Raw genomic sequence first — 23,176 nt, 5'->3', positions numbered from 1 at the left:
GAGTTTGCGCTTTAGCGCTTACTCGGGACCCATGCAAAGCTATCGAAGTGGCGCGGGATGCTTCGTTGCTTCTGAAAGCGGCCCGCGCCGCTTCAAAGTTCGACCAATACGAGGATCAGTAAGCGCCCGACTTCTTGAAGTCCTTCAGCGCGGCATGCAATGCGCCTTCGTCGTCCTTCGACAAGTCTTTGTTCTGTTCGATGCGATTGATCAAGTCCGTGTGCTTCGTCTTCAAATAGTCGCGAAGACCCTTTTCGAACGGCAGCACCTGAGCAACTTCGAGATCGTCGAGGTAACCGTTGTTCGCGGCAAACAGCGCGATCGCCAGTTCCCACACTTGCAGCGGCTGATATTGCGGCTGCTTCAGCAATTCCGTCACGCGCCGACCGCGTTCCAGTTGCTTACGCGTCGCTTCGTCCAGGTCCGATGCGAACTGCGAGAACGCGGCCAATTCACGATACTGCGCCAAGTCGGTACGAATACCGCCGGACAGCTTCTTGATTACCTTGGTCTGCGCTGCACCGCCGACTCGCGACACGGACACGCCTGCGTTAATAGCAGGACGAATACCGGCGTTGAACAAGTCGGTTTCCAGGAAGATCTGGCCGTCGGTAATCGAGATCACGTTCGTCGGAACGAATGCGGTCACGTCGCCGGCTTGCGTTTCGATGACCGGCAGTGCCGTCAGCGAACCGCTCTTGCCCTTCACTTCGCCCTTCGTGAACTTCTCAACGTAGTCTTCCGACACGCGAGCAGCACGCTCCAGCAAACGCGAGTGCAGGTAGAACACGTCGCCCGGATATGCTTCACGACCCGGCGGACGGCGCAGCAGCAGCGAAATCTGACGATACGCCCATGCTTGCTTGGTCAAATCGTCATACACGATCAGCGCGTCTTGACCGCGATCGCGGAAGTATTCGCCCATCGTGCAGCCGGCGTACGGTGCGAGGTATTGCATCGCAGCCGATTCCGAAGCCGAAGCCGCGACCACGACCGTGTATTCCATTGCGCCGCTTTCTTCCAGCTTGCGCACCACGTTCATGATCGACGAAGCTTTCTGCCCGATTGCAACGTAGATACAGAAGAGGTTCTTGCCCTTCTGGTTGATGATCGCGTCAATGGCCACGGCCGTCTTGCCGCACTGGCGGTCGCCAATGATCAGCTCGCGCTGGCCACGGCCAACCGGCACCATTGCGTCGATGGACTTCAAACCCGTTTGAACCGGCTCCGACACGCCCTTACGCCAGATCACGCCCGGTGCAATCTTTTCGACAGCGTCGGTCAGCTTTGCGTTGACCGGACCCTTACCGTCGATAGGCACGCCCAGTGCGTCGACCACACGGCCGAGCAGTTCCGGACCCACCGGCACTTCAAGAATGCGGCCCGTCGTCTTGACGATGTCGCCTTCCGAAATGTGTTCGTATTCGCCCAAAATCACGGCGCCAACCGAATCGCGCTCGAGGTTCAGCGCGAGGCCGAAGGTATTGCCCGTGAATTCGAGCATTTCGCCCTGCATCACGTCCGACAAACCGTGAATACGCACGATACCGTCGGTCACGGAAATCACAGTGCCTTGGTTGCGAACATCGGCGCTCGCTTCCAGACCCTGGATCCGGCTCTTGATCAGCTCGCTGATCTCAGAGGGATTGAGTTGCATTAGTCACTCCTGATAGTCAATTCTTAACCGCGCCGGCGCAAAAGCGCGTCAGGCGGACAGCGCCGTCTGCATGCTCGCAAGGCGCGCGCGGACCGAGGTATCCAGTACTTCGTCGCCTACCGTCACGCGAACACCGCCAATCAGCGACTTATCGACTTCAACAGTAGGTTTCAGCTTGCAGTGGAACTTGCGTTCGAGATTCGCGACAAGGTCGGTCAACTGTGCGCCTTCCAGCGGGAATGCGCTGACAATTAGCGCATCGGCCGCACCTTCGCGGGAATTCTTCAGCTCGTCGAACTGCACGGCAATTTCAGGCATCAGCGTCAGCCGATGGTTGTCCACCAGCATCCGCACCAGGTTCTTCGCCTCCGGCTGCTTCGCGATCGGCGATTTCACCGCCGCCAACAACAGGTCGCTGACCTGGTCGCGGCTCACTTTCGGGCTCGTCGCGATGGACAGCACTTCAGGCAGACGCGCAACCTGAGCCAGCTCCTCGACGAAGTCAGACCAGGCGGCGAGCTCACCCGCTTCGGCCACGCGGAATACGGCTTCTGCGTACGGTCGGGCGATGGTTGCAAGTTCGGCCATGATCAGAGCTCGGTTTTGAGTTGATTCAGCATCTCGGCGTGAACCGATTGATCGACTTCGCGCTTCAGGATCTGCTCGGCGCCCTTCACGGCCAGCGCCGCGACTTCGCCGCGCAATGCTTCGCGCGCTTTGACGACTTGCTGGTCTGCGTCGGCTTTCGCTTGCGCAATGATGCGCGCCGCTTCGGCCTGGGCGTTAGCCTTGATTTCGTCGGCGACTACGACTGCGCGCTTTTCAGCATCCGCAATACGCTGCTGGCCGTCGTTGCGGGCTTGCGCGAGTTCCTGGTCGACGCGCTTATGTGCGGCTTCGAGTTCGGCCTTGCCCTTTTCGGCGGCTGACAAGCCGTCGGCGATCTTCTTCGAGCGCTCATCCAGGGCGTTGATCAACGGCGGCCACACGAACTTCATCGTGAACCACGCGAGGATCAGAAACACGACCATTTGCGCAAACAGGGTTGCGTTGAGATTCACGGTGTTTCCTTAAACGTTGCTAATCCGGAGAGTGAAACGGCAAGGCGCCTGATCGAAGCTTGCATCGATTAAGCGCCGTTGCACGTTCCGTCCTGCGCCCGTAGCTTGAAAGCCCGAGCGCACACTTCCGAGGAACCTCAGCCTGCGACGAGCTTCGACAGCAGCGGGTTCGCGAACGCAAACAGCATTGCCACACCAACGCCAATCAGGAACGCCGCGTCGATCAGACCAGCCAAGAGGAACATCTTGGTTTGCAGCGGGTTCATCAGTTCCGGCTGGCGAGCGCACGCTTCAATGTACTTGCCGCCCATCAGGCCGATACCGATACAGGCGCCGATTGCACCCAGGCCGATGATGATGCCGATACCGATGGCGGTCAGACCCTGGATGTTGGCGATGAAAGCGTTCATGACTACTCCTATGTGAAAAAGACTTTGGAACTTAGATTTATAAAATTGAAACTCGATACGATTCTGCTGATTTTTGGTTCGCCGCTGCAATGTTCCGCAGCGTTTTACCGAACTACTGTGAGCCTTCCCTGCTTAGTGCGTGTCATGCGCCTGGCCGAGGTACACCAGCGTCAGCATCATGAAAATAAACGCCTGCAGCAGCACGATCAGAATGTGGAAGATCGCCCAAACCGTCCCTGCCACTACGTGACCCAAAAAGCCGAGCACAGAGGCGTCCGCGCCGAAGTGCCACATGCTGCCGAGCAACGCGATCAGCAGGAACAACAGTTCGCCTGCGTACATGTTGCCGAACAGCCGCATGCCGAGGGAAACCGTCTTGGCGACGAACTCGATGATGTTGAGTGCAAGGTTCGGGATCCACAGCAGCGGATGCGCGCCGAACGGAGCGGACAGCAGTTCGTGCACGAAGCCGCCAACGCCCTTGATCTTGAAGTTGTAGTAAATCATCAGCACGAACACGCCGATAGCAATGCCGAGCGTGCCGTTCAGGTCAGCCGTCGGGACGATGCGCATATGCGGGAACGTCTCCGACAGACCCAGCCAGCCGATCACGCGCGTGGGCAGATCAACCGGGATGAAGTCGAGCGCGTTCATGAGCGCAACCCACACGAACACCGTGAGGGCGAGCGGGGCGATGAAACGGCGGCTGCCGTGGACCATCGACTTCGACTGGTCTTCCACCATCTCGACCAGCATCTCGATTGCGCACTGGAAGCGGCCGGGCACGCCGGACGTTGCTTTGCGAGCCGCGAGGCCGAGGATCACGATGGTCGCGATGCCGCAAAGAATCGACCAGAACAACGTGTCGAGATTCCAGACGTGGATGTCGAAAATCGACGTCTGCGGCGACGTGGAAAGATTCTGCAAGTGGTGCGCGATGTACTCCGACGGATCCATCGCGTGCGTTCCTTCGCTAGCTGCCATAACTTTAAAGCCACCCAAATTGTCGAAAATCTTCCGCCGCCCGTGTGGTCCTCGAGTCGCCATTCCATGGGCGATTCGCAGGGCACGGGCCCGCATGCAGGAGAAGCACTCCGCACGTATTAATTTGCTCTGATACCGTTGGACCGTCACTTACCTGGCACGTCATGCCTGCGAGGTACGCTTGTGTCGTGCGACTTATTTCCAAGCCATCGCGATCCAGTACGTCTTCAACGCGATGAGGTACGTCACCAGCAACGGCACCCACAGTACGCCTTTGAAACCGTACGCGATCGCCACGAACATGGCGATGGTCGCGCCCATCTTGATTGCTTCGCCGATCACCCAGCTTGCGACGGTTTGAACGCCGCTCTTCGCTTTCAGACGTGCTGCGAACAATCCGCTCGGCACCCAGCAAATCGCTCCCCCGAGGAACGCCGATAGCGCTACGGCGCTCGGCGCGGAGGCACCCGGTGGACTGTAGAACAGCCACCATGCCAACGTCGCACACAGGGACAAAACCATTTGCGCCGCCACGACCTTGAACGGCGTGACACGCGATGGACGACTCACTCTGGGACCAAACAGCGTCTCCGCCTCTGCCCGCGTAAGCGGAACAGTCTTGTTATCTTGTGCTTCAGCGTCCCACGAATCGTCGAATGGATGATCCGGCGCGTGGCGCGACTGACCAGAAGAAGACGGGGTGTTGGGCGTTGAACCGGACGGCTTGTGTCCGGTCAAATCAGCGGCATGGCGTGAATCGCGCCCATCTTGCCCGCCTTCCGGCGCTCGATCCTGCTCTCGCACCGCCATCACACATCTCACTAAAGTCAGTTACAGCCAACGCATTTACCGCTCGTTCATGGCTGGATTCAACCACATACTTACGTTGCGCTTTCGGGGTCGCCAAGCTGATAAATCCGGGGGATTGTAAGCGATTGTTGTCACAGATTCAATAGCTTAGGCCCATCAAAAAACAAGCGGACGAGCCTTAAAAACACGTCTCCGAAAGGAGATTTCGCTTGTATGGACAACGAGTTTGATTAACGCCGGATGAGCGATGGTTTCACGTCGCTTTTCAGCAGGATACGAATCACATTGCGTGCGCCGCACCATTTTCATTTGATTAAACCAGCCAAGCTCCAACAGCCGCTGCGACGATCCAGAATGGAATCGAGATGAGGTGAAACGGACCCCACATGCCGCGCTCACCCGAAAGCCGGACGGCGATCAGATTGGCAAGCGAACCAATCGCTATACCGAATCCACCCACGCTCACGCCGAATGCCAGCGCTCTCCAGTCTTTCGAAAACTCCGCGAGCATGATCGCTGCAGGAACGTTGCTGATTCCCTGGGACAACACGGCGCCCGCCGCGTATGCCTTGAATGGCGTATCGAGGCCCAGGCTTGCTATTGCGTGATGCACCGACGGCAACGCGGCCACGCTGCGCAGCACGATGAACATCAGCACGAAGATGAGTAGCAGCAACCAGTCGATCTTGAGCACGACTTGACGTCGCCACAACAGGAAACCCACTGCGACCGCGGCCAGTCCGATGCCGGCGTAATGCGCGTCGGCGAGAACCACGAACGCGATGAACGCAATGCCCGCGACCGTACAAAGCGGGATATCGACGGAATGGGATTCTGTGTCGCCGGAAAGATCGAGCGGCTTGTTGTGGAACATGACGGCGGCCAGTGCGTAAAGCATCGCCATGAGCGCCGCGCACAACGGCAGCAACGCCCACACGAACCGGCCGAAGGACACGCCGCTCGTCTGCCAGAGAAACAGGTTTTGAGGGTTGCCGAGCGGCGTCAGGACCGACCCGGCATTCACCGCGATGGCAATGAAGTTCACCAGCCGTTTGATGGGAAGCGGCGCGAGTTTGTGCAGCGACAAGGTCAAAGGCACGACGGCGAACAGCGCGACGTCGTTGGTGAGCAAGGTCGAGAGAACCGCTGCGAGACCGATCAGCAGAAACGCCAGGCCGCGTTCACCGTGAATCCGATGCACAACGCGGTGCGCCATCCACATCAGAAAGCCCGACAGCTCCACCGCCTTGGTCAACATCAGCAAGCCGGCAAGCGTCAACACCGTCTGCCAGTCGATCAACGCCGGCAACGACGCCCACGGCTTGGGATACAGGATTTGCAGCGCGATAAGCGCCACAACCAGGATCGCCAGCACGGGTTCTTTAGTGACAAGCGTCCAGGCTTTGGACACCAGACTCTGTTGGGCGGGCTGCGCTTCCGCGGGCGACTGCATCGCGGCTTATGCCTGCACTGCGGAAGCGTTGTCCGGGGTCATCGCCTTGCCATTGACGGCGCCCGTGCGCAGCCGTCCCAAAATGCCCTCAAGCGCATCGAGATCGCCGAAATCGATCTGCAACTTGCCGCGCCCTCGCCCGCCCATCTTGATCTTCACGTTGGCCGACAGCAGGTCGGACAATTCTTCTTCCAGCCGACGGGTATCGCGGCCGCCATCGTTCGCGGCGCGCGCTTTCGTAGCAGGCGCTTCCTTCGTCGTCGATGAAACCAGCTTCTCGGTCTCACGCACCGACATGCGCCTGTTGACCACTTGGTTGGCCAACTGGATCTGCGTGGCGGCATCGACGGCGAGCAGCGCGCGGGCATGGCCCATATCGAGATCGCCCGCGAGCAGCATGGTTTGAACCGGTGTAGCGAGGTTCAGCAGGCGCAGCAAATTCGATACTGCACTGCGCGAACGCCCGACCGATTCGGCCGCCTGCTCGTGCGTGAAATCGAATTCATCGAGCAGACGCTGAATGCCCTGCGCTTCTTCCAGCGGATTCAGGTCCTCACGCTGGATGTTTTCGATCAGCGCCATGGCCGCAGCGGCCTGATCCGGCACGTTCTTCACAAGCACCGGCACTTCATCAAGGCCAGCCAATTTCGCCGCCCGGAAGCGCCGCTCGCCGGCAATGATCTCGTACCGGTCATCGCCAATCGAACGCACGAGGATCGGCTGCATCACACCCTGCGCACGGATGCTGGCTGCCAGTTCCTGCAGCGCGCCTTCGTCCATTCGGGTACGCGGCTGATACTTGCCGGCTTGCATGACGTCGAGGCGTAGAACGCTCGGCAGGCCTTCGCTGCGCACAGCCTCGGTGATATCCGAGCTTCCACCCAGAAGGGCTTCCAGACCGCGCCCAAGGCCCTTCTTCTTCATCGTTGCGTTCATCTTGCTTCCTCGTTCTGCCATCTTGACGCTGTGTCCGTTAAAGCGCGCGTACGCGCTCGATCATTTCCGTACCGAACTGGATATACGCCTGCGCGCCACGCGATGCCCGGTCAAACACAACACCCGGCAAACCGTAGCTGGGCGCTTCCGCCAGACGGACGTTGCGGGGAATGACGACGTCGAAGAGCTTGTCGCCGAAATGCTGTTTCAGTTGATCCGAGACCTGTTGCTGCAACGTAATGCGCGGATCGAACATGACGCGCAATAATCCGATCACCTTCAGGTCGCGGTTGAGATTCGCGTGAACCTGCTTGATCGTGTTGACCAGGTCGGACAGTCCTTCGAGCGCGAAATACTCGCACTGCATGGGGATGACTACGCCGTGGGCGGCGCACAAACCGTTCAGCGTGAGCAGCGACAAAGCCGGCGGGCAATCGATGAGGATGAAATCGTATTCGGCTTCTACTTCCGTCAAAGCCTTGCGTAGCACGCGTTCGCGGTGTTCCACGCCGACCAGTTCCACCTCAGCACCCGCCAGTTCGCGGTTAGCCGGCAAGACGTCGTAGCCAACCGCATCCGTACGGGTACGCGCTTCGAGCACCGATACCCCGTTGACCAGCACGTCGTACACGGTGTTTTCGACGGCGGCTTTGTCGACGCCGCTTCCCATGGTGGCGTTGCCCTGCGGGTCCAGGTCGATCAGCAAGACGCGTTGGTCGAGCGCCGCCAGACTCGCTGCGAGGTTGACTGCTGTCGTCGTCTTTCCGACGCCGCCCTTCTGGTTCGCGACGCAGAAGATTTTTGCCATCGTGATGTGTCCCTTCTTTCCTGACTGGATTTCAGGTGCGCGTGAGATGTCGACTGCAGTGTTCAATGTGGGGCCGCTCCGATTTCAATTTCGATCAGGTGGCGCTCGGCGTCGAGCATGGGCACGCGGAGACGTTCGATACAGCAGACTTTCGCGTCGGCGGGAAGGCGAGCAATCTCGGCGTCCGGCCTGATTCCTTTCATCGCCCAGATACGGCCGTTGCCGGCAACGAGATGACGCGCAAGTGTAACGAAGTCAGAGAGCTCTGCGAATGCGCGCGAGACGATTACATCGAAAAGACCTGGGACTTCTGCACCTGCATGCAGATTCTCCACACGCCCTGTTACAACCGACAGATTGGTCAATCCGAGTTGCAACTTTGCCTGCGACTGAAAAGCCGTTTTCTTGTGAACAATGTCGTTCACCGTGACTTGCCAGTCGGGCAGAACGATCGCCATGACGATCCCCGGTAGACCACCGCCGGAGCCGACATCGAGCGCGGACTGAGGCCCGGTGCGGCGAGTGAGAAACGGGATGATCGCGAGAGAATCAAGAATGTGCTGGATCAGCATCTGGCGCGGATCGCGAATCGCGGTCAGGTTGTAGACCGCGTTCCACTTACCTAGCAGGGCCACGTAGTCGAGCAGCTTCTGGCGCTGCGCGTCGGTGACGGCAATGCCGAGTTGCTCGATCCCTTCGTTTAGAAGCTTTTGTAGTCCGGCGTCCCCGGCTTCACGCTGCATCACGAGACGGAGCGAGCGCTGCCACGCCCGGATCTGCTATTTCCCGTTGCTGTCTGATTTGTAGCGCCGTCGCGCCGGCCCATGGCCCGCTTGAGGTGCACCATCAGCAAGGAAATGGTGGCCGGCGTGATGCCGGAGATACGCGACGCCTGGCCAATCGTTTCCGGTCGATGCTGGATCAGTTTTTGACAAGCCTCGAAGGAAAGCCCACGTACTTCCGCGTAGTCGAATGTTTCCGGCAAGCGCGTATTTTCGTGCGCGCCGTTACGCTCGATCTCGCCAGCCTGACGATCAATGTAGCCCTGATACTTCACCGCGATCTCAATCTGCTCTTCAATTTGGCCGAGCAAGACTGGATCTTGAGCCAATGGCGTTTCCGGGCCGGAAGTGTGATTCCGCAGTGCACAAACGTCTGCATACGTGATGTTGGGTCGACGCAGCAAATCCGCCAAGCTGTATTCGTGATCGATCGGTTTGCCCAACAACGCAATGGCTTCTTCAGCCGGCAATGTTTTAGGGTTAACCCAAGTCGATTTCAGGCGCTGTGTTTCACGTGAAACAGCGTCACGCTTTTCGTTGAATACGTTCCAGCGCGTGTCATCTACTACGCCAAGCGCCCTACCCGCTTCGGTCAAGCGCATATCCGCATTGTCTTCACGCAATGAAAGACGATATTCTGCACGGCTCGTGAACATCCGGTATGGCTCCGACACCCCTTGCGTGACCAGATCATCCACCAGAACGCCCAAATAGGCTTCGTCGCGACGCGGACACCACGCGTCCTTGCCGCTCACCTGCAGCGCCGCGTTCAGACCTGCGAGCAAACCCTGCGCAGCAGCTTCCTCGTAGCCGGTTGTGCCATTGATCTGCCCCGCGAAGAACAGGCCACCGATCGCTTTTGTTTCTAACGACGCCTTCAACGCCCGCGGATCGAAGTAATCGTATTCAATCGCGTAGCCCGGTCGCAGGATGTGCGCGTGTTCCAATCCCTTCATGGAGCGAACTAGCTCGAGCTGAACATCGAACGGCAAACTTGTGGAAATGCCGTTGGGATAGAACTCGTTCGTTGTCAGGCCTTCGGGTTCCAGGAAGATTTGATGCGAATCCTTGGACGCAAACCGGTGAATTTTGTCTTCAATCGACGGGCAATAGCGCGGTCCGACGCCTTCGATAACGCCTGTGTACATCGGCGAGCGATCAAGGCCGGCCCGAATGATGTCGTGCGTGCGCTCGTTGGTATGCGTGACCCAGCAAGGCACTTGTCGCGGATGCTGCTCAACACGACCGAGGAAGGAGAACACGGGGACCGGATCGAGGTCGCCCGGTTGTTCTTCAAGCTTCGAATAGTCGATGGTGCGGCCATCGATTCGCGGTGGCGTGCCCGTTTTGAGCCGCCCCTGCGGGAGTTGAAGCTCCTTAAGCCGCGCCGACAACGACACCGCAGCCGGATCACCTGCCCTGCCGCCCACGTAGTTGTTCAAGCCCACGTGAATCTTTCCGTCGAGGAAGGTACCCGCGGTCAGCACGACCGCTTTCGCGCGAAATTTCACGCCAACCTGGGTCACGGCGCCTACAACTCGGTCGCCTTCGACGATCAAATCGTCCACGGCCTGCTGGAATAACCAGAGATTTGGCTGATTTTCGAGCCGATGCCGGATCGCTTGCTTGTACAAAACGCGATCCGCTTGCGCCCGCGTGGCACGGACCGCCGGCCCCTTCGATGAGTTCAGAATCCGAAACTGGATACCCGCCTCATCGGTTGCCGCGGCCATTGCGCCGCCCAGAGCATCGATTTCCTTGACCAAATGGCCCTTCCCAATCCCGCCAATCGAGGGATTGCAGCTCATTTGGCCGAGCGTTTCGATGTTATGAGTCAGCAAAAGCGTGGCCACGCCCGTTCGAGCGGCGGCCAAAGCGGCTTCAGTTCCAGCGTGACCGCCACCTACAACGATCACATCGAATTCAGTTGGATAAAGCATGGGTTCCCGCGCGCCGTGGCGGACCTTCGAAAGAGATATCGAAGAATTATAACGGGTAAGCTTTTGTCACGATCCAAGCCAGATGGCTAACGCGAAAAAATTGGCATGTTCCACGTGAAACATGCCGTTGAGATCTACCAAGGTCGCGATGAAATCCGTTAGCGACAACGTAGCGCGAAAAAAATGGCGTGTTTCACGTGAAACACGCCATCGGGATTCTCTCGGCCATAAGGTCGTTATGCGACTTTCTTCGCCAGCCCCAAGTACGTCTCAATAACCTTCGGATCGTGAGCCAGTTCGCTAGCAACCCCTTCCATAGCGAATTCGCCGGTCTCGAGCACATAGCCGTAATCCGATATCTGCAGCGCAGCACGTGCATTCTGTTCGATCAGCAGTGTAGCGACGCCCGTTTGGCGCAACGCACTGATGATATGGAATATCTCCTTCACGATTAACGGTGCGAGGCCGAGGCTCGGTTCATCCAGCATCAGCAAATCGGGCTTACCCATCAGTGCACGACCAACCGCTAACATCTGCCGTTCGCCACCCGACAACGTTCCCGCCGCTTGCTGTCTGCGCTCCTTTAGACGCGGAAACAAGTCGAACACGTGAACGAGTTGATCGAGGAAATTGCGCTCGCCGGCGCGCTTCCGTCGATACGCACCCAGAACCAGGTTGTCTTCCACGGTCATGCTCGCAAACAGCTCACGTTTCTCCGGAACAAGGCACATTCCACGTGAAACCCGCTTCTCGATTGCCAGCGTAGAAACATCCTCGTCCCGATACAGCACCGTTCCCTTCGCAAAGCCCGTAGAAGGAAGCGCACCCATGATCGCGTTGAGCAACGTAGATTTGCCCGCGCCGTTAGGCCCAATAACCGAAACGATCTGCCCCGCACCAACGGTAAGCTTTCCGTCGTGGAGCGCCTCGACCTTGCCGTAGCGAACGGACAAGCCGGCGACTTGAAGAATTGCATCGGCCATCAGTCCACTCCACCTAGATAAGCTTCCAACACCGCCGGATCTTTCTGGACATCCTCTGGCAACCCTTCAGCGATCCGAGTTCCAAACTCCATCACTACCAGTCGGTCAGTGAGATTCATCACGAAATCCATGTCATGTTCCACCAGCAGGATGCTCATGCCCTCGCCTTTCAAGCGCCGCAGCAACTCCGCTAACTGCAATTTCTCCTGATAGCGCAAACCAGCAGCAGGCTCGTCTAGTAATAGCAAAGTCGGATCGCAGCATAGAGCGCGGGCAATTTCCAGAATCCGCTGTTGGCCCAGCGCCAAACTGCCGGCTTCATCGTAAAGATGCTTTTCCAGGCCTACGCGTTTGATCTGCTTCGCCGCTTCCGCCATCAAACGCCCTTCTTCCGCTGCGTTCAGGCGAGCGACGCTGCGCCAGACGCCCGTCTTTCCCCGCAGGTGCGCACCAATCGCCACATTCTCCAGAACCGTCATTCCCGCTAACAACCGTACGTGCTGGAACGTCCGCCCAATGCCGCGTTTGACGATTTCACGTGAAGTCAGCGCATCGATACGTTCGCCCTGGAAGGTGATCGAACCGCTTGTGGCTTGCAGCACACCGGTGACCAGGTTAAACGTCGTCGATTTTCCCGCGCCGTTCGGTCCAATCAATCCGATGATCTCGCCCGCTTTCACCTGGAAACTGACGTCGTTGACGGCGACCAGGCCGCCGAACTCCTTCCGAGCTTTATCGACGATCAGCAAAGGCTCGCCGATGACTGGCTTTGGGCGTTGCGGCAGCGCTTCCGCCTGCTCAGGAGCGCGAGCGCGAGGCCCGCTGGGAAAGAGCCGGGCGACGAACGGCCAGACCCCTTGCCGTGCGTACTGGAGCAGCAAGACCATCAAAATCCCGAACACGATGATCTCGAAATTGCCATTCGATCCAAGCAACTTGGGCAGCAACGTCTGCAAATAATCCTGCAGAACGGTGAGGATCGTCGCCCCTAAAACCGCACCCCAGACATGCGACACACCTCCCACGACCGCCATGAACAGGAACTCGATGCCGTGGTTCAAACCGAACGGCGTCGGATTCACCGCACGCTGCAAATGCGCGTACAAGAAGCCTGAAATCGCGGCCAGCACGGCGGCATAAACGAAAATCACCACGCGCATCCAAGCGGTGTTCACGCCCATCGCTTCCGCCATCGTGCCGCCGCCGCGCAGCGCCCGAATCGCCCGCCCCGGCCGACTATTAAGCAGATTCTGAACAGATATGACCGCGAGCAACACGACGACCCAGATCAGGTAATAAATCGACCGCCCGGATTCCAGATGCCATCCCAATAGGTTGAGCACTGGAATGCCGTTGATACCGTCGTACTTCCCCAAAAACTCAAGATTCCCGAACAGGAAGAACAGCGACAGCCCCCAAGCAATCGTCCCAAGCGGCAGGAAGTGGCCGGAGAGGCGCATGGTGACCATGCCCAGCAGCAGCGCGATCAGCGCCGTCAGCACCACGCCCACGATCAACGCAAGCCACGGCGACACGCCGAACTGCGTCGTGAGATACGCCGTTGAATAAGCGCCCACACCCACGAACGCCGCTTGCCCGAAGCTCGTCATCCCCCCGATACCCGTCAGCAGCACGAGACCGATAGCGACAATGGAATACAAACCGATGTAGTTCAGCAGCGTGATCCAGTACTCGGGCGTGCGGATCGGATTCGGCAGCACCGGCAACGCGAACACGACCAGCAGGAATACCCAGAAAAACTTGTTTCGCAGGACGAATTTCATCGCGTCACTCCTCGTCTTCGTCTGAATGCGGGCTCGCCAGGCTCCGCCACAGCAGCACCGGAATGATCAGCGTGAAGACGATCACCTCTTTGTACGCGCTCGCCCAGAACGACGAATACGATTCAAGCAACCCAACCAGCAGCGAACCCGCCGCGGCCAGCGGATAACTCACCAAACCGCCCACGATCGCCCCCACAAACCCCTTCAGGCCGATCAGGAAGCCCGAGTCGTAGTAGATGGTCGTGATTGGCGCCACCAGGACGCCGCAGAGCGCGCCCAGGCCGGCCGCGAGCGTGAAGGCAAGCCGTCCAGCCTGCGTTGTGCCGATGCCCACCAGACGCGCGCCAAGCCGGTTCACCGAGGTCGCACGCAGGGCCTTCCCGGAGATCGTGCGGTCGAAGTACAGATACAGCGCGACGATCAGCACCACGGCCGTCCCGACCACCCAGAGACTCTGTCCGGAGATCGACACGCTGCCGAGATTGAACGTCGCATCGGAGAACGCGGTCGTGCGCGAGCCTTCCGCGCCGAACATCACCAGGCCGAGGCCGACCATCGCGAAATGCACGGCGACGGCCACGATCAACAGCAGCAGCGTGCTGGCTTCGGCGATCGGCTCGTAGGCTAACCGGTAGACGAACGGTCCCATCGGAATCACGATCAGCAGTGCGAGCGCGACTTGCAGGATCATTGGCAGCGGCTGCGTCAGCACGCTTTGCGTCAGCGCATAGACCGCCACCGGGAACAGCAGGTATTTGCCTGCCAGCACGGCGAGCGTGCGCCCTATCCGCCTGTATCGGGACGGATGCCGCGCGATGCCCGCACTCTCCGCGACAAAGCACCCCACGCCCATGGCGATCAGCAGCCAGCACGTTGCCGGCAGCTTCTGCGTTTGCAGTGCGGCCAACGTAAGCGCACCGTACGCGACGAACTCGCCCTGCGGGATGAAGATGACGCGCGTCACCGAAAACACGAGGACCAGCGCGAGCGCAAGCAATGCGTAGATCGCGCCCGTGGTGATGCCGTCTTGCGCGAGAATCGCCGCAATCGATAAGTCCATACTGCCTCTTTAGGAGCATCCTGCAACTGGGGCTGCCGGGTCAGCCCATCGAAACATGGCCTGGTGCTGCGGGAGAAATGCAGCGTCAGGCCATGGTTGATACCCCGGCACGCTAACGCGCCAAATTCACGACGCGCAAGCGCGGTCCACGCCACAAACTAGTCGTTCTGCAGCTTCCACTTGCCGTCGACAATTTGCACCATCACACGGGCGCGCTTATCGAGGCCGTTGTGATCGGTCGGCGTGGTGTTCATCACGCCGTGCGCGAGCGGCAGGTCCTTTACGTTCTCCAGCGCAGTGCGCAGCGCTGCACGAAACGCTTCGGTGCCCGGCTGAGCCGTTTTGAGCGCTTCGGGAATGGCTTGTTCCAGCATATGCCCGGCGTCCCACGCATGGCCGCCAAACGTCGATACCGACCCTACGCCGTACGCCTTCTCATAGGCCGCCTTATAAGCCTGCGACGATTTCTTCACCGGGTTGCTGTCCGGCAATTGATCCGTGACCAGGATCGGGCCCGCCGGCAACAATTCGCCATCGCAATCCTTGCCGCATACGCGCAGGAAGTCGTTGTTCGCGACCCCATGCGTTTGATAGACCTTGCCCTTGTAACCGCGCTCCTTCAGTGCCTTGGCCGGCAACGCCGAGGGCGTTCCTGCACCCGCGATCAACACGGCATCCGGATTTGCGCTCATGGTCTTCAGCACCTGACCGGTGACCGAAGTATCGGTGCGGGCAAAACGCTCGTTCGCGACAATCTTGAGGTTGTGCGCGGCCGCGGCGGTGTTGAACACGCTATACCAGCCGTCGCCGTATGCATCCGCAAAGCCGATGAAGCCAACCGTCTTCACACCATGCTTCTCCATATATTCCGCTATCGCGTCGGCCATCAGGCTGTCGTTCTGTGGCGTCTTGAACGCCCACGAACGCTTGGCGTCCATCGGCGAGATGATTGCGGCGGATGCGGCCATCGAGATCATCGGCGTCTTGCCCTGGCTCGCGGCGTCGAGCATCGCAAGCGAGTTCGGCGTGACGGTCGAGCCCACGATAGCGTCGACGTGATCTTCATCGATCAGCTTGCGCGTGTTCTGCACGGCGCGGCTGGTGTCGGAACCGTCGTCGAGCACGATGTACTCCACCGTCTTCCCGCCGATCTCCTTCGGCAACAACGCGATCGTATTTTTCTCGGGAATCCCAAGCGATGCCGCCGGCCCTGTTGCCGATAACGTCACGCCAATCTTCACCTGCGCGAACACCGCGCCGGCACCGAAGGCGAGCGTTACGCCAAGCGCCGCGCTCGTCAGCCGTCCTTGCCACTTCCACGAGTGAGTCTTTTTCATTGCATCGTCTCCAGACGCTATGCCATCGCGCACGCCTTGTACGCTACTGCGAGTTGTTATGAATCTGTGTTGCGCGGTCCTGGCTTAATCGCCGCTCAATCTATTTTCGGTCATTGCATGTGCCTAGACTCGTTTTCCCTCAGCGTTGGCCATGAGGCCTATACAGCCGAGCCCATCTAAAACATCGTCTCGATAACGCTCAGAAAAAAAGGCGCGTTCGAAGCAACGCGCCTTTAGTCGGTTCATATATTTGTGTGGATTCCCGTCAGTCTTTGGCGAGCTTCCACTGCCCGCCGACGATCTCCACCATCACGCGCGCCCGCTGATCGAGTCCTGAGTGATCATTCGCGCTCATGTTGAAGATCCCGTGCGAGCCGGGCAAATCCTGGGTGCTCTCGATAGCCGCGCGCAACGCTTCACGAAACGCCTGCGAGCCCGGCTGCCCCTTCTTCAATGCGATCGGAATCGCCCGTTGCAGCAACAGGCCGGCGTCCCACGCATGACCGCCGAACGTGGACACCGAACCCGCGCCATACGCATTTTCATAAGCCTGCTTATAAGTCAGCGCCGACTTCTTCACCGGATTCGAATCGGGCAACTGCGCGGCCACCAGCAACGGCCCGGCCGGCAGGAACGTGCCTTCGCAATCCTTGCCGCACACGCGCAGGAAGTCGTTGTTCGCCACGCCATGCGTCTGATAGATCGTGCCCTTGTAGCCCCGCTCTTTCAGCGTCTTTTGCGGCAACGCGGCCGGCGTGCCCGCGCCCGCGATCAGCACGGCATCGGGATTCTGCGACATGGCCTTGAGAACCTGCCCTGTCACCGATGTATCGTTGCGCGCGAACCGTTCGTTAGCGACCACCTTGATCTTCGCGAGATCCGCTGCCTTGGTGAATTCCTTGAACCAGCTCTCGCCGTAAGCATCGCTGAAACCGATAAACGCCACCGACTTCACGCCATGATTCGACATATGCTGCGCGATCGCGGTCGCCATCAGGATGTCGTTCTGCGGCGTCTTGAATACCCACGCGCGCTTGGCGTCCATCGGTTCGACGATCGTGGCCGCTGCAGCCAGGGAGATCATGGGTGTGGAGGTCTCGGACGCCACGTCGATCATCGCCAGTGAATTCGGCACCACCGTGGAACCAATCAGGGCGTCGACGTGATCTTCACTCGTCAACTTGCGCGCGTTCTTGATCGCTTGGGTGGAATCGGTCGCATCGTCGAGGACGATGTATTCCATCTTCTGCCCCGCGATCTCCTTCGGCAACAACGCAATGGTGTTCTTTTCCGGAATTCCCAGCGATGCAGCCGGGCCGGTTGCCGATAACGTCACGCCAATCTTTACGTCTGCAAAAGCCTGCGTACTTACCACTGCGGACACGCTCGCGACGAATGCCGCCGTCGAGATCCAGCGTAAAGCCAACTTCATTGATATGCCCCGTAAATGTGTTTTGTTCACTGGCGCGATTTTACGATTTTTATATCCCGACCACGCGGTCGGTGAATCGCGAGTGTAGCGGACGAGAACCAGGTGGGGCAAGCGTTTTGAAGGCATTCGAGCGCGCGAATGCGCGCCAACGCACGCATTGGAAAATGCTCGGGAAAACCCGTACGAAAATGATTAAGTTAATGTAAATCGCGGGCGTTCGAAGGCCGTTTCAGGCCCTTTAATCCCGGCTGAAGAAATTGGTTTGGATGTGAAAATCCGAGAGTGAGCAAAAGCTCGGAGCACAAATAAAAAGCGCTGTTGGAATCATCCAACAGCGCTTTCGGTCGGGCACTTGATGCCTCGTTGTCTCCTCGTTCTCCACCTCAAAATTCGGGTGCAACAGAACTGAAACGGATATTAGATTGCGCAACGAATACCGACAACCTAGCATTTACCCTAGTGGTGCACGTTAGCACCTTTATTGGGCGTCCGTTTATCGAGGTGCTGTCAAATGCCGCAGGAAACCGCGGGAAAACCACTGCTCCTCACGACATATAGTTCGGATCGCCAACTAAATTACATTGCTTCCGTTCCTGTCGTTCTAGCCGCGCAGCGGCCTCACCCGTGCGACGATTTCCCCCACAATACCGCGCCGGAACAGCAGCACGCATGCAATGAAAATCAGGCCCGTCACGATCGTCACTGACTCTCCGAGCGAGTTGAACCAATCTATACCGGTGAGCGAAGACAGCGCACTCCCGATATCGCCGAGACGATTTTCCAGAGCCACAATAATGAATGCACCGACCAAGGGTCCGAACATGGTGCTCATGCCGCCCACCAGGGTCATCAGCACGACGAGGCCGGACATGGTCCAGTACGCATCGCCGAGCGTTTCAAAACCGAGCACCAGCGTTTGAAGCGCGCCGGCCAGTCCCGCCAATCCCGCCGACAACACAAACGCCAGCAGCTTGAAACGCGACGTGTCGTAACCCAGCGAGATCGCGCGTGGCTCATTTTCCTTGATCGCGATCAGCACTTGCCCAAACGGCGAATGCACCACGCGCACGATAAATCCAAACGCCAGCACCATCACCAGCAGCACGACGTAATAAAGCGTCAGGTCGGAACTGAGGCTGATTGCGCCGAACAGCTTGCCGCGCGGCACGCCTTGCATGCCATCTTCGCCATGCGTGAACGGCGCCTGCAGGAACACGAAATAGACCATCTGCGCGAGCGCCAGCGTGACCATCGCGAAGTAGATGCCTTGGCGCCGGATCGCGAACAAGCCAACGACGAGACCCAGCAATGTCGCCACTGCCGTGCCTGCAAGCACGCCGAGTTCCGGCGTAAAGCCGAGCGTCTGGATAGCGTAACCGGCGGAATAACCCGCGCTGGCGAGGAACATCGCGTGGCCGAACGAAAGCAGTCCCGTATAGCCGATCAACAAATTGAAGGCTGCGGCCAACAGCGCGAAACACAGCACTTTCATCATGAACACGGGGTACACGCCGAGGAACGGCGCCGCGATCAGGCCGGCAAGCAACACGCCGTAGAGCACTTTCCTAACCATCATTTTTCCTTGCCGAAAAGTCCTGCCGGGCGCACGAGCAGCACCAGCGCCATGATCACGAACACGACCGTCGCGGACGCTTCCGGATAGAACACGCGTGTCAGCCCTTCAATCACGCCAAGCCCGAGGCCGGTCAGGATCGATCCCATGATCGACCCCATTCCGCCGATAACGACCACCGCGAAGACGGTGATGATCATCGACTGTCCCATCAGCGGCGACACCTGGATCACCGGCGCGGCAAGCACGCCCGCGAATGCCGCGAGCGCCACGCCGAAACCGTAAGTGAGCGTGACCATCAATGGCACGTTGATGCCGAACGCCTCGACCATCTTCGGGTTCTCGGTACCCGCGCGAAGATACGCACCCAGCCGCGTTTTCTCGATCACGAACCACGTTGCGAAACACACGACCAGCGATGCCAGCACCACCCACGCGCGATAATTCGGCAGGTACATGAAGCCGAGATTCGTCGCGCCGGACAGCAGTTCGGGGACGTCGTAAGGCTGGCCCGATGAACCGTAGATCGCGCGGAACACGCCTTCGATCACCAGCGTCAGGCCGAACGTCAGCAGCAAGCCATACAGATGATCGAGCTTATAGAGCCAGCGCAGCATCGTCCGTTCGATGATGATGCCGAACACGCCCACTACCAAAGGCGCGAGCACGAGCATGGCCCAGTACGGCACATTGAAATACGAGAACCCCATCCATGTGAGCATGGCGCCCAGCATGAACAACGCGCCGTGGGCGAAGTTGATCACGTTGAGCAGGCCGAAAATCACCGCGAGGCCGAGGCTCAGGATGGCGTAGAACGATCCGTTCACCAGCCCAAGCAGCAACTGGCTCATCATCGCCGCGAGCGGAATGCCGAAAATTTCCATTGAATCTGCCGTGAGAGTAGTTTCGACGCATGCCGCCTGGCTCAAGATGAGCAAGCCGTCATGCGTCGATCGATCATGCGGAACGTGTCGCGACGATTCAAACCCTCGGCGTTACACATGAATCCGCAGTGCCGCTATAAACCGGCCGCTTATTTCCACAACGCGCAGCGCGACTCCGCCTTGGTGTCGAAAGCCTGGTCGCCCGGGATGGTCGCCGTGATTTTGTAGTAATCCCAAGGTTCCTTCGATTCCGCCGGCGTCTTCACTTGCATCAGGTACATGTCGTGGATCATGCTTCCGTCCGCACGGATGTAGCCGTTCTGCGTGTAGAAGTCGTTGATCTTGATCTTGTGCAACTGGTCCATCACCTTGTCGCTATCCGTCGTGCCCGCCGCTTGTACTGCCTTCAGATACGTGGTGACGGCGGAGTAATCGGCTGCGTGAAGACTCGTCGGCATCTTCTTCATCTTGGCGAAGTAACGCTGTGCCCAGGCGCGGGTCGTTGCGTCCTTGTTCCAGTACCAGCTGTCGGTTGCAACCAAACCTTGCGCGGTTTCGAGGCCGAGACTATGGATGTCCGACAGGAAGATCAGCAGCGCAGCGACCTTCATCGTCTTGGTGATGCCGAATTCCTTCGCGGCCTTGATCGAGTTGATCGTGTCGCCGCCGGCGTTCGCCAGACCCAGCACCTGCGCTTTCGACGATTGCGCCTGCAACAGGAACGATGAGAAGTCAGAGGCCGACAACGGATGGCGCACCGCGCCGAGCACCTGCCCGCCATTCGCCTTCACCACGTCCGACGTATTCTTTTCCAGCGCCTTGCCGAATGCGTAGTCGGCTGTCAGGAAGAACCACGTCTTGCCACCCTGCTTCGTCACGGCCGATCCCGTGCCCTTGGCGAGCGCCATGGTGTCGTACGCGTAGTGAACCGTGTACGGCGTGCATTGCTCGTTGGTCAGGTTGTCCGCGCCAGCACCAATGTTGATGTACGGGATCTTCTTCTCACCGGCGACCTGGTTCGTCGACAGCGCGGTTGCCGAATTCGTGCCCCCGATGATCACGTTCACGCCGTCGCGGTCAATCCATTCACGCGCCCGCGATGCGGCAATGTCCGCCTTGTTTTGGTGATCCGCGTAGACGAGTTCGATCGGCTTGCCGTTCACCTTGCCGCCGAAATCCGCGATTGCCATACGGATGGCCTCGAGGCCACCCGGCCCATCGATGTCCGCATACAGGCCGGACAGGTCCGTGATATAGCCGATCTTCACCGTGTCGCCGGGGGCTGCCTGGACATTGCCGGCCACCAGCGAAGCTGTGGCCGCGGCAACCGCGAGGCAGAGTCCCGACAGGCGCGCGAGGGTCTTCTTCTTCATTACAGTCTCCGTTGAGTTGTTGTTCTTGCGGTGAGCCGCATGTTGATGCGTTGAACTTGCGTTGAGCGCGCGTTTAACGTCCTAAACCCCGAGCAGCTCGTGCAGCACCGGCATTTTCGTTTCGAGTTCGCTGGAATTGAAATGCTCGACGATCTTCCCGTGCTCCATGACATAGAAGCGATCGGCGAGCGGCGCGGCAAAACGAAAATTCTGTTCGACCATCACGATGGTGTAGCCACGCGCCTTCAGCATGATGATCATTCGCGCGAGCGTCTGCACGATGACAGGCGCGAGCCCTTCTGATATTTCATCGAGCAGCAGCAGATTCGCGCCGGTGCGCAATATGCGCGCAACGGCCAGCATCTGCTGTTCGCCGCCGGACAAACGCGTGCCCTGGCTGACGCGGCGTTCCTTCAGATTGGGGAACATCGAATAGATTTCATCGATCGACATGGCGTCTTTCGCTGGGCCCACGAGCGGCGGCAGCATCAGGTTCTCTTCGCACGAGAGGCTTGAAAAGATGCCGCGTTCTTCCGGGCAATATCCCACGCCGTAGTGCGCGATCTTGTGCGTCGACATGCCGATGGTTTCATGTCCGCCGATACGAATCGACCCCGTGCGACGCCCCGTAAGACCCATGATGGCGCGCAGCGTTGTGGTGCGGCCGGCTCCGTTGCGTCCGAGCAGCGTCACCACTTCGCCTCGATGCACGGTCAGGTCCACGCCATGAAGAATGTGCGATTCACCGTACCATGCTTGTGCACCAACAAGCTCGAGCGCAGGCTCCTGAGTCGACGCCTCACGCAACTGTTCCGCGCGGCGCTCTTCCACGATCGTGCTCATGCGTGCGCTCCCGCAAGTGAGGCGTCGGCGCTGCCCATGTAGGCTTCCATCACCAGCGCGTTTTTCGATACCTCTGCATAGCTGCCCTCGGCGAGCACTTCGCCGCGTTGCAGGACGGTGATGGTGTCGGAGATACCCGCGATCACGTTCATGTTGTGTTCAACCATCAGGATCGTACGCCCTGCCGATACTTTCTTGATCAGTGCAGTCACACGGTCGACGTCTTCATGACCCATGCCTTGCGTGGGCTCATCGAGGAGCATGAGTTCGGGTTCCATCGACAGCGTGGTTGCTATTTCGAGCGCGCGCTTGCGGCCATAGGAAAGTTCGACCGTTGTGGTATCCGCGAAATCGGTCAACCCGACCTGAGTGAGCAGGTCCATGGCGCGATCATCAAGTTCATGGAGAACCCGTTCGCTTTTCCAGAACTTGAACGACGTGCCAAGCGAGCGTTGCAAGCCGATGCGCACGTTCTGCATCACTGTCAAATGCGGGAATACAGCGGAAATCTGAAACGAGCGGATGACACCACGACGGGCGATTTGCGCGGGACGTTCGCCGGTGATGTCGATGCCGTTGAAGACGATTTGTCCTGCGGTGGGTTCCAGGAACTTGGTGAGCAGGTTGAAGCAGGTCGTTTTGCCTGCGCCGTTGGGGCCGATCAATGCGTGGATGGAGCCGCGACGCACGCGCAGGTTCACGCCGTTGACGGCGGTGAAGCCTTTGAACTCTTTTGTCAGGCCGCGGGTTTCCAGAATCGTATCGCCGAGAATCATGTCCCCTTCCGTGCTTTGTTTGAGCTTTTGTTTCAGCTTCAGCTCGGTGCGCTTTTGGCGCATTCCCCGTGATTTGGCCGGCGGTGTTTGTGTTGGGTACGCGCCGTTGCCGTTGCGATTTTGCTGTGGTGCTGTTGCATTTCTTGCGTGCTGCACAATGGTGATGCAGACCTGCGGTGCAACACGCGCGCAGGCCCTATTGTCGCGCCAATGATGCAGCGCAATCATCGGGATTTGCACTTAGTTTTAGGCCTGGTTTTTTGTTCGCACCGGTGGACGGGATTTGGGGG

The 23,176-nt window shown here is 58.9% G+C and carries 21 protein-coding genes; all 21 read right to left on the bottom strand.

Annotated features, from left to right (window positions below):
• Positions 1–115: 115 nt before the first annotated feature.
• The 21 genes from atpA to FH08_RS0142640 all read right to left on the bottom strand — a co-directional run bounded on the left by atpA (position 116) and on the right by FH08_RS0142640 (position 22,886).
• Positions 116–1,657: a F0F1 ATP synthase subunit alpha gene (gene atpA / locus FH08_RS0142740; protein WP_031364238.1), complete on the bottom strand. Its 1,542-nt coding sequence runs from the start codon at positions 1,655–1,657 to the stop codon at positions 116–118.
• 48 nt (positions 1,658–1,705) lie between these two features.
• Complete coding sequence (locus tag FH08_RS0142735) at positions 1,706–2,245, bottom strand: F0F1 ATP synthase subunit delta (RefSeq protein ID WP_031364237.1); 540 nt, start codon at positions 2,243–2,245, stop codon at positions 1,706–1,708.
• Between the two features lie 2 nt (positions 2,246–2,247).
• Positions 2,248–2,718, bottom strand: coding sequence for a F0F1 ATP synthase subunit B (locus FH08_RS0142730; protein ID WP_031364236.1), 471 nt, complete (start codon positions 2,716–2,718; stop codon positions 2,248–2,250).
• A gap of 137 nt (positions 2,719–2,855) precedes the next feature.
• Complete coding sequence (gene atpE, locus FH08_RS0142725) at positions 2,856–3,128, bottom strand: F0F1 ATP synthase subunit C (protein ID WP_031364235.1); 273 nt, start codon at positions 3,126–3,128, stop codon at positions 2,856–2,858.
• 132 nt (positions 3,129–3,260) lie between these two features.
• Positions 3,261–4,112: a F0F1 ATP synthase subunit A gene (gene atpB, locus FH08_RS0142720; protein WP_031364234.1), complete on the bottom strand. Its 852-nt coding sequence runs from the start codon at positions 4,110–4,112 to the stop codon at positions 3,261–3,263.
• Between the two features lie 195 nt (positions 4,113–4,307).
• The gene (locus FH08_RS0142715; RefSeq protein ID WP_031364233.1) at positions 4,308–4,922 is read right to left on the bottom strand and encodes an ATP synthase subunit I; all 615 of its coding nucleotides are present in this window, start codon (positions 4,920–4,922) and stop codon (positions 4,308–4,310) included.
• Positions 4,923–5,235: 313 nt separating this feature from the next.
• Complete coding sequence (locus FH08_RS0142710; RefSeq protein ID WP_035568693.1) at positions 5,236–6,375, bottom strand: SLC13 family permease; 1,140 nt, start codon at positions 6,373–6,375, stop codon at positions 5,236–5,238.
• A 6-nt stretch (positions 6,376–6,381) separates the two neighbouring features.
• Positions 6,382–7,311 carry a ParB/RepB/Spo0J family partition protein gene (locus FH08_RS0142705; protein WP_031364231.1) on the bottom strand — a complete coding sequence of 310 codons (930 nt, stop codon included), beginning with the start codon at positions 7,309–7,311 and terminating at the stop codon, positions 6,382–6,384.
• Positions 7,312–7,348: 37 nt separating this feature from the next.
• Entirely contained in the window at positions 7,349–8,119 is a 771-nt protein-coding gene (locus FH08_RS0142700) for a ParA family protein (RefSeq protein ID WP_031364230.1), read from the bottom strand.
• A 62-nt stretch (positions 8,120–8,181) separates the two neighbouring features.
• Entirely contained in the window at positions 8,182–8,862 is a 681-nt protein-coding gene (gene rsmG, locus FH08_RS0142695; protein WP_031364229.1) for a 16S rRNA (guanine(527)-N(7))-methyltransferase RsmG, read from the bottom strand.
• Positions 8,862–10,841 (bottom strand): tRNA uridine-5-carboxymethylaminomethyl(34) synthesis enzyme MnmG, encoded by a 1,980-nt coding sequence (mnmG, locus tag FH08_RS0142690; protein ID WP_031364228.1) that lies wholly within the window; start codon positions 10,839–10,841, stop codon positions 8,862–8,864. The genes rsmG and mnmG overlap by 1 nt, the downstream gene beginning before the upstream one ends.
• Before the next feature lie 236 nt (positions 10,842–11,077).
• Entirely contained in the window at positions 11,078–11,824 is a 747-nt protein-coding gene (locus FH08_RS0142685; protein ID WP_031364227.1) for an ABC transporter ATP-binding protein, read from the bottom strand.
• Positions 11,824–13,608: an ABC transporter permease subunit gene (locus FH08_RS0142680; RefSeq protein WP_051888961.1), complete on the bottom strand. Its 1,785-nt coding sequence runs from the start codon at positions 13,606–13,608 to the stop codon at positions 11,824–11,826. The genes FH08_RS0142685 and FH08_RS0142680 overlap by 1 nt, the downstream gene beginning before the upstream one ends.
• Before the next feature lie 4 nt (positions 13,609–13,612).
• The gene (locus FH08_RS0142675) at positions 13,613–14,668 is read right to left on the bottom strand and encodes a branched-chain amino acid ABC transporter permease (protein ID WP_031364225.1); all 1,056 of its coding nucleotides are present in this window, start codon (positions 14,666–14,668) and stop codon (positions 13,613–13,615) included.
• Between the two features lie 158 nt (positions 14,669–14,826).
• Positions 14,827–16,005 (bottom strand): ABC transporter substrate-binding protein, encoded by a 1,179-nt coding sequence (locus FH08_RS0142670; RefSeq protein WP_031364224.1) that lies wholly within the window; start codon positions 16,003–16,005, stop codon positions 14,827–14,829.
• 265 nt (positions 16,006–16,270) lie between these two features.
• The gene (locus FH08_RS0142665) at positions 16,271–17,437 is read right to left on the bottom strand and encodes an ABC transporter substrate-binding protein (protein WP_031364223.1); all 1,167 of its coding nucleotides are present in this window, start codon (positions 17,435–17,437) and stop codon (positions 16,271–16,273) included.
• A gap of 601 nt (positions 17,438–18,038) precedes the next feature.
• Positions 18,039–19,010, bottom strand: coding sequence for a branched-chain amino acid ABC transporter permease (locus FH08_RS0142660; RefSeq protein WP_031364222.1), 972 nt, complete (start codon positions 19,008–19,010; stop codon positions 18,039–18,041).
• Positions 19,010–19,894, bottom strand: coding sequence for a branched-chain amino acid ABC transporter permease (locus FH08_RS0142655; RefSeq protein ID WP_031364221.1), 885 nt, complete (start codon positions 19,892–19,894; stop codon positions 19,010–19,012). The genes FH08_RS0142660 and FH08_RS0142655 overlap by 1 nt, the downstream gene beginning before the upstream one ends.
• Positions 19,895–20,043: 149 nt before the next feature.
• Positions 20,044–21,267 (bottom strand): ABC transporter substrate-binding protein, encoded by a 1,224-nt coding sequence (locus FH08_RS0142650; RefSeq protein WP_031364220.1) that lies wholly within the window; start codon positions 21,265–21,267, stop codon positions 20,044–20,046.
• An 81-nt stretch (positions 21,268–21,348) separates the two neighbouring features.
• Positions 21,349–22,110: an ABC transporter ATP-binding protein gene (locus FH08_RS0142645; protein ID WP_035568689.1), complete on the bottom strand. Its 762-nt coding sequence runs from the start codon at positions 22,108–22,110 to the stop codon at positions 21,349–21,351.
• Positions 22,107–22,886 carry an ABC transporter ATP-binding protein gene (locus FH08_RS0142640; protein ID WP_031364218.1) on the bottom strand — a complete coding sequence of 260 codons (780 nt, stop codon included), beginning with the start codon at positions 22,884–22,886 and terminating at the stop codon, positions 22,107–22,109. Before FH08_RS0142640 ends, FH08_RS0142645 begins: the two co-directional genes overlap by 4 nt.
• Positions 22,887–23,176 lie beyond the last annotated feature (290 nt).

The organism is Caballeronia sordidicola, assembly GCF_000729995.1.
GTDB lineage: Bacteria > Pseudomonadota > Gammaproteobacteria > Burkholderiales > Burkholderiaceae > Caballeronia > Caballeronia sordidicola_A.
Note: the sequence above shows the minus strand (reverse complement) of the source record. Positions and strands in the feature narration are given on the sequence as shown.

What these genes read in the sequence shown, in the direction of transcription:
- atpA (WP_031364238.1), bottom strand. Translation starts at nt 1,657, where the DNA reads ATGCAACTCAATCCCTCTGAGATCAGCGAGCTGATCAAGAGCCGGATC.
- FH08_RS0142735 (WP_031364237.1), bottom strand. Translation starts at nt 2,245, where the DNA reads ATGGCCGAACTTGCAACCATCGCCCGACCGTACGCAGAAGCCGTATTC.
- atpE (WP_031364235.1), bottom strand. Translation starts at nt 3,128, where the DNA reads ATGAACGCTTTCATCGCCAACATCCAGGGTCTGACCGCCATCGGTATC.
- atpB (WP_031364234.1), bottom strand. Translation starts at nt 4,112, where the DNA reads ATGGCAGCTAGCGAAGGAACGCACGCGATGGATCCGTCGGAGTACATC.
- FH08_RS0142715 (WP_031364233.1), bottom strand. Translation starts at nt 4,922, where the DNA reads ATGGCGGTGCGAGAGCAGGATCGAGCGCCGGAAGGCGGGCAAGATGGG.
- FH08_RS0142710 (WP_035568693.1), bottom strand. Translation starts at nt 6,375, where the DNA reads ATGCAGTCGCCCGCGGAAGCGCAGCCCGCCCAACAGAGTCTGGTGTCC.
- FH08_RS0142705 (WP_031364231.1), bottom strand. Translation starts at nt 7,311, where the DNA reads ATGAACGCAACGATGAAGAAGAAGGGCCTTGGGCGCGGTCTGGAAGCC.
- FH08_RS0142700 (WP_031364230.1), bottom strand. Translation starts at nt 8,119, where the DNA reads ATGGCAAAAATCTTCTGCGTCGCGAACCAGAAGGGCGGCGTCGGAAAG.
- rsmG (WP_031364229.1), bottom strand. Translation starts at nt 8,862, where the DNA reads ATGCAGCGTGAAGCCGGGGACGCCGGACTACAAAAGCTTCTAAACGAA.
- mnmG (WP_031364228.1), bottom strand. Translation starts at nt 10,841, where the DNA reads ATGCTTTATCCAACTGAATTCGATGTGATCGTTGTAGGTGGCGGTCAC.
- FH08_RS0142685 (WP_031364227.1), bottom strand. Translation starts at nt 11,824, where the DNA reads ATGGCCGATGCAATTCTTCAAGTCGCCGGCTTGTCCGTTCGCTACGGC.
- FH08_RS0142680 (WP_051888961.1), bottom strand. Translation starts at nt 13,608, where the DNA reads ATGAAATTCGTCCTGCGAAACAAGTTTTTCTGGGTATTCCTGCTGGTC.
- FH08_RS0142675 (WP_031364225.1), bottom strand. Translation starts at nt 14,668, where the DNA reads ATGGACTTATCGATTGCGGCGATTCTCGCGCAAGACGGCATCACCACG.
- FH08_RS0142670 (WP_031364224.1), bottom strand. Translation starts at nt 16,005, where the DNA reads ATGAAAAAGACTCACTCGTGGAAGTGGCAAGGACGGCTGACGAGCGCG.
- FH08_RS0142665 (WP_031364223.1), bottom strand. Translation starts at nt 17,437, where the DNA reads ATGAAGTTGGCTTTACGCTGGATCTCGACGGCGGCATTCGTCGCGAGC.
- FH08_RS0142660 (WP_031364222.1), bottom strand. Translation starts at nt 19,010, where the DNA reads ATGGTTAGGAAAGTGCTCTACGGCGTGTTGCTTGCCGGCCTGATCGCG.
- FH08_RS0142655 (WP_031364221.1), bottom strand. Translation starts at nt 19,894, where the DNA reads ATGGAAATTTTCGGCATTCCGCTCGCGGCGATGATGAGCCAGTTGCTG.
- FH08_RS0142650 (WP_031364220.1), bottom strand. Translation starts at nt 21,267, where the DNA reads ATGAAGAAGAAGACCCTCGCGCGCCTGTCGGGACTCTGCCTCGCGGTT.
- FH08_RS0142645 (WP_035568689.1), bottom strand. Translation starts at nt 22,110, where the DNA reads ATGAGCACGATCGTGGAAGAGCGCCGCGCGGAACAGTTGCGTGAGGCG.
- FH08_RS0142640 (WP_031364218.1), bottom strand. Translation starts at nt 22,886, where the DNA reads ATGATTCTCGGCGATACGATTCTGGAAACCCGCGGCCTGACAAAAGAG.